The following is a 6,137-nucleotide window of genomic DNA, read 5'->3' as shown; positions in this document are numbered from 1 at the left end:
GAAAAGACGGTACGTGACAACGTCGCCGGCGGATCAGATCAGGTCGAGGTCAACGGCAAGTCGCGCCATATCATCTCCTATCTACAGGATTTTCTCTTCTCGCCCGACCGCGTACAGCAACCGGCCAAGGCGCTTTCCGGTGGTGAGCGTAATCGCCTGCTGTTGGCAAAGCTGTTTACCAAGCCGGCCAACGTACTGGTGCTGGACGAACCGACCAATGACCTGGATATCGAGACACTGGAATTGCTCGAGGAGTTGTTGATCGAGTACAAGGGAACCATCCTGCTGGTCAGCCATGACCGTGCTTTTCTTGATAACGTCGTCACCTCCACACTGGTGTTTGAGGGTGATTGTCGAGTGGCCTCCTACGTTGGCGGTTTCGAGGATTGGCAGCGTCAGCGTCGCTCCGTGAGCGGCGCCAAGACTGAGCAACCGCTGCCAGTTCAAAAGAAGTCAGCAGTAGCAAAGGAGAAGGCGAAACCGGCCAAGCTCAGCTACAAGGATCAACGTGAACTTGAACAGCTGCCGGCACAGATCGAGTCTCTCGAGAAGAAGGCTGAAGAACTGCAGCAGTCACTTGCCGATCCTGCGCTGTATCGTGACCGTCCTGATGATGTGGCTGCACTGACGAGTGAGCTTGATACTGTCAATGCCGAACTGGAAACGGCGTATGGGCGTTGGGAGGAGTTGGATAGTCTCTAGTCGTTGGTCTTTTGTCTCTAGTCATTGGTTCTGGATTATGCTTGTGACGACCAACGACCAACGACCAACGACCAACGACCAACGACCAACGACCAACGACCAAATCCATGAAACAGTCACATTGCTCTGGTATGCTCAAGAGTGTGATAAATCTGCCGGGTAGTTCGGGTCATTGAACGCATTTTTTAAGGCCTTGCTTGAGAGTTTCAGGGATCTTCTTCCGATCCTGCTCGTTATCGCCTTTTTTCAGCTGTTTGTACTGCAACAGCCATTTCCAAATCTTCTGCAGATGCTCGGCGGCATCCTCATGGTCGTTATCGGCCTGTCGCTTTTTATTCATGGTTTGCGTATCGGGCTATTCCCGATCGGCGAAAACATGGCCTACGATTTTGCACGCAAGGGCAGTCTCATATGGCTGTTGCTGTTTGCCTTCGCGCTCGGTTTTGGCACCACTGTGGCAGAACCGGCCCTGATCGCGGTTGCCGCCGAGGCAGCCACTGTTGCGGTGAACGGCGGCATGATTGAAAACACGCCGGAACGTATCGAAAGCTACGCCTATAATCTGCGCATGACGGTTGCCGTTTCGGTTGGTTTTGCCATCGTGCTTGGCGTGTTCCGTATCCTTAAGGGGTGGCCGGTACAGTACCTGATCATCTCCGGTTATATCGGTGTGGTCATCATGACCGCATTTGCACCGCCGGAGATCATCGGCATTGCTTATGACTCGGGCGGTGTGACGACCTCGACAATTACCGTGCCGCTGGTTACCGCACTTGGCGTCGGTCTCGCCAGCAGCATCTCGGGGCGTAACCCGATGGTCGACGGCTTTGGCCTGATCGCATTTGCCTCGCTGACGCCGATGATTTTCGTCATGGGCTACGGGATGTTGATATGACAGAGTGGTTCAATCATTTTGTCACGGTTTTCGGCAGTACAATTCACGATGTTATCCCGATAGTCGTAATTATTTTCGGATTCCAACTGCTTGTGCTGCGCCGGCCAATTCCTCACCTGAAGCGTGTTCTGACAGGATTTGTCTTCGTTATTTTCGGCCTCGCGTTTTTTCTCATGGGGCTGGAAGAGGCGTTGTTTCCAATCGGCAAGCTGATGGCGAAACAACTGACAGATCCGGTCTTTCTGGGAATTGAACTGGGCGCGATAGGCGATGACATCGCGTCGCACTGGTATGAATACTACTGGGTCTACCTGTTTGCATTTGCCATCGGTTTTTCCACTACCATCGCTGAACCATCCCTGATTGCGGTAGCGATCAAGGCGAGCGAGGTGTCGGGTGGTGCAATCAACCCCTGGGGTCTGAGAATTGCCGTTGCGATAGGTGTCGCCGTGGGCATCGGACTGGGTACTTTCCGGATAGTGACCGGCACACCGCTCTATATCTACATTATAATCGGCTATATCGTCGTTATCATACAGACGTTCTACGCACCGAAATCAATCATAGCGCTTGCCTACGACTCTGGCGGCGTGACCACTTCAACAGTGACCGTTCCGCTGGTCACTGCGTTGGGTCTGGGCCTGTCCAATACGGTACCAGGCCGTGATCCCCTGCTGGATGGATTTGGCCTGATCGCCTTTGCCAGCGTTTTTCCAATCATGTCCGTTATGGGCTATGCACAACTTGGAGAGTGGCTTGCAGCTCGTAACAGTAAATCCGACAATACGAATTCAGAAGGAGAATAACCATGCATTTCAAATTGCTAGTCGTTCTGGTTGAGGATGAGCATACTGATATAGTTCTAGAGACCGCGCGTGAACTCGGTGTCACCGGAGCGACTGTGCTCTCCCAGGCACGTGGTGAAGGTATCGAGAAACAGAAAACCTTTATGGGTTTGTCACTTAGCTCTGCGCGCAATGTCATCATGTTGTTGGTTGAAGAGCATATGTCCCGCCGTGTTCTCGAGACCATCAGCGAAGTGTGCGAGTTTGAAGAGAAACCGGGTACAGGTATCGCATTCCAGATGGATATAGAGGATGCGGTGGGCGTTAGTCAACAGATAAACATACTGGCAAGCGAGGTGGAGGAGCAGATATGAGCAAGGAAATAATACGGGTACGGGATGTCATGAAGCGCGATTTTGACATGGTCGATGGCATGGCGACGGTTGCAGAAGCACTGCAGAACATGAATTTTATCGAGACCAAGACGTTGATTGTCAACAAGCGTCATGAAGATGATGAATATGGTATCGTGACCCTCTCTGGCGTTGCCAGCCAGGTGCTTGCTGCCGATCGAGCGCCTGAACGGGTGAATATTTACGAGGTCATGACCAAACCGGCATTTACCGTCGACCCGGAGATGAATATCCGTTACTGTGCAAGGATGTTCGAGCATTTTGGCCTGGTGAGAGCACCGGTTGTCGAGCACCGCACTGTAATTGGTATCGTTTCCATGTCCGACATGGTGCTCAAGGGGCTGGGATCAGGGGATTTGGAGACAGACTAGAGCCCGGTATTTCGGGTAAGTTCTATTAACATTAGTTCACGCTAATATTAGAATATTAGTCTTCTGTTATCCTTTGTCCGGGCGCAATTCAACTAAATCACAGGTTTAGAAATATTATGCTGGATCCGGTAACTCACTCAGACCGCGATTTAGGTCGTGTTGAAGTCAAAAACACCACCTGTTACATGTGTGCCTGTCGCTGCGGTATCCGCGTCACACTGCGTGACGGCGACGTGCGCCATATTGAGGGTAATCCTGAGCATCCGCATAATAAAGGCGTCATCTGTGCCAAGGGTGCCTCCGGAATTATGAAGCAGTACTCACCAGCGCGACTGACCAAGCCGCTGCTGCGTAAAAAGAATTCAGTACGTGGTGAAGCCGATTTCGAGGAAATCTCATGGGACAGGGCGTTCCAGATGATGGAAGATCGCCTCTCGCACCTGCGTGAAACCGATCCAAAGAAATTCGCCCTGTTTACCGGCCGTGACCAGATGCAGGCACTGACCGGTATGTTCGCCAAGCAGTTTGGTACGCCCAACTACTCGGCTCACGGTGGTTTCTGTTCGGTCAACATGGCGGCCGGTCTCATTTATACAATCGGTGGTTCTTTCTGGGAGTTCGGCGGCCCTGATCTTGATCGTTCCAAGCTGTTCGTGATGATCGGCACGGCCGAGGATCATGACTCCAACCCGATGAAGATCCACCTCTCCAAGTTCAAGCGCAACGGCGGTCGTTTTATCTCGATCAACCCGGTGCGTACAGGCTATTCGGCGATTGCCGACGAATGGGTGCCGATCAAGCCCGGTACCGACGGTGCGCTGCTGCTCGCCATCAATCACGAGATTATCAAGCAGGGTCTCTATGATCGTGAATTCCTGACCCAGTACTCGAACGCTGCAGAACTGGTGGTCAACGATCCGGCACGCGATGATTTCGGGCTGTTTCACCGTTTCGAGATGCATATCGAAGAGGGCTGTTTCGACCCTGAGAACAAAATTTGGTGGGACCGCGAAATCGGCCCAATTGGAACCCATACACCGGGTGCAGACCCCCTTCTGCTGGGTGAATTCAAAATTCCGGATGAAGGCATTAAGGTCAAGCCGGCATTCCAGCTGCTGAAAGAGCGTCTCGACGAGTACACCCCTGAGTGGGCGCAGGCAATTACCGGTATTCCGGCAGAAACTATCAGGCGTCTTGCCCACGAGATGGGTGTTACGGCACGTGACCAGCATATCGAACTGCCGATTGCCTGGGAAGATTGCTGGGGCAACAAGCACAACTCGGTGAAGGGTAACCCGGTTTCCTTCCACGCTATGCGTGGTCTCGCTGCACACTCGAACGGTTTTCATACGATTCGTGCACTGGGTATCCTGATGACCCTGCTGGGTACGATTGATACCCCCGGCGGTTTTCGCCATAAGGCACCGTTCCCGCGCCCGATTCCACCCTGTCCCAAGCCGCCGAAAGGCCCTGAAGATGTCCAGCCAATGACGCCGCTCAACGGCATGCCGCTTGGCTGGCCGGCTGATCCGGACGATCTCTTTGTTGACGAAGAGGGTGAGCCGGTGCGTATCGACAAGGCGTTCTCGTGGGAGCATCCGCTCTCCGTGCACGGCCTGATGCATAACGTCATCACCAATGCATGGCGCGGCGACCCCTACAAGATTGACACCCTGCTGCTGTTCATGGCGAACATGGCGTGGAACTCCTCGATGAACACGGAAAAAGTGCGCGAAATGCTCTCCGACAAGGATGAGGATGGTGAATACAAGATTCCGTTCATCATCGTGTGTGATGCTTTCCAGTCAGAGACAGTCGCCTTTGCAGACCTGGTACTGCCGGATACGACCTATCTTGAGCGCCATGACGCCATGTCATTGCTGGATCGCCCGATTTCCCAGTTCAGCGGTCCGGTCGACGCTGTGCGTATTCCTGTTGTTGCCCCCAAGGGCGAGTGCAAGCCATTCCAGGAAGTGCTGGTGGAGATGGGTGGACGCCTCGGCCTGCCGGCCTTTGTGAATGAGGATGGCAGTCGCAAGTATCGTGATTATCCTGACCTGATCACCAATTTCGAAACTGCACCCGGTTCCGGTATCGGCTTTCTCTCTGGCTGGCGTGGCAAGGATGGCACCAAGTCGATGAAAGGCGAACCCAACCCGCGTCAGTGGGAGATGTACGCCAAGCATAACTGCCTGTTCCACTACGAACTGCCCAAGTCTTACCAGTACATGCGTAACTGGAACAAGGGCTATCTCGAGTGGGCACGCGCACATGGTATGACGCGTTATGCAGAACCGATCACGCTACACCTCTACTCAGAGGTGCTGCAGAAGTTCCGTCTTGCCGCACAGGGCAAGCGTGCAGGCAAGCAGCCGCCAGAGCGACTGCGTAAACGTGTCGATACCTATTTTGATCCGCTGCCGTTCTACTATCAGCCGATTGAAGACAGGCTGATTGATACGCATAAGTATCCGTTGCATGCGCTGACCCAGCGTCCCATGGCGATGTATCACTCGTGGGATTCGCAGAATGCCTGGCTGCGCCAGATTCACCTGTACAACTACATGTTTATCAATCCGGTAACGGCCGATGCCGGTGGTTATGGAGACGGCGACTGGATTTGGGTTGAGTCTCCGCATGGCAAGGTGCGCTGCATGTGCCGCCTCTCCAATGCCGTCGAACCAGGCACCGTGTGGACCTGGAATGCAATCGGCAAGGCTTCCGGTGCCTGGGGCCTATCGGACAAGGCGAACGAGTCCCAGAAGGGTTTCCTGCTTAACCACCTGATATCGGAAGAGCTGCCGCCTTGCGAGGCCGGCAATCATATGTCCAACTCGGATCCGGTGACCGGGCAGGCTGCCTGGTTTGATGTGCGCGTTCGCATCTACAAGGCTGACGATTCCGAGCCAAAGGTTACTTATCCCCAGTTCAAGCCGATGCGCAAGGTGCCCGGTCAGGACAGCAAGCGTGG

6 protein-coding genes are annotated in these 6,137 nt (G+C 53.8%); all 6 read left to right on the top strand.

The window, feature by feature from the left end; genetic code table 11:
• On the top strand, positions 1-702 hold a 702-nt coding region (locus BOW51_RS06575; protein ID WP_135568112.1), incomplete at its 5' end, for an ATP-binding cassette domain-containing protein.
• A 172-nt stretch (positions 703-874) separates the two neighbouring features.
• Complete coding sequence (locus BOW51_RS06570) at positions 875-1,597, top strand: DUF1538 domain-containing protein (RefSeq protein WP_078477000.1); 723 nt, start codon at positions 875-877, stop codon at positions 1,595-1,597.
• Positions 1,594-2,403 carry a DUF1538 domain-containing protein gene (locus tag BOW51_RS06565; RefSeq protein WP_078476999.1) on the top strand — a complete coding sequence of 270 codons (810 nt, stop codon included), beginning with the start codon at positions 1,594-1,596 and terminating at the stop codon, positions 2,401-2,403. The genes BOW51_RS06570 and BOW51_RS06565 overlap by 4 nt, the downstream gene beginning before the upstream one ends.
• A gap of 2 nt (positions 2,404-2,405) precedes the next feature.
• Positions 2,406-2,756, top strand: a complete 351-nt coding sequence (locus tag BOW51_RS06560) for a P-II family nitrogen regulator (RefSeq protein ID WP_078476998.1) — start codon at positions 2,406-2,408, stop codon at positions 2,754-2,756.
• On the top strand, positions 2,753-3,166 hold the full coding sequence (locus BOW51_RS06555; protein ID WP_078476997.1) for a CBS domain-containing protein: 414 nt from the start codon (positions 2,753-2,755) through the stop codon (positions 3,164-3,166). Before BOW51_RS06560 ends, BOW51_RS06555 begins: the two co-directional genes overlap by 4 nt.
• Before the next feature lie 116 nt (positions 3,167-3,282).
• Positions 3,283-6,137 (top strand): molybdopterin oxidoreductase family protein (locus BOW51_RS06550; RefSeq protein WP_078476996.1); only part of this gene is annotated, 2,855 nt, incomplete at its 3' end.

The sequence above is a fragment of the Solemya elarraichensis gill symbiont genome (assembly GCF_002021095.1).
Taxonomy (GTDB): domain Bacteria; phylum Pseudomonadota; class Gammaproteobacteria; order Chromatiales; family Chromatiaceae.
The sequence above is the reverse complement of the archived record's forward strand: the minus strand, read 5'-3'. Positions and strand labels throughout refer to the sequence as shown.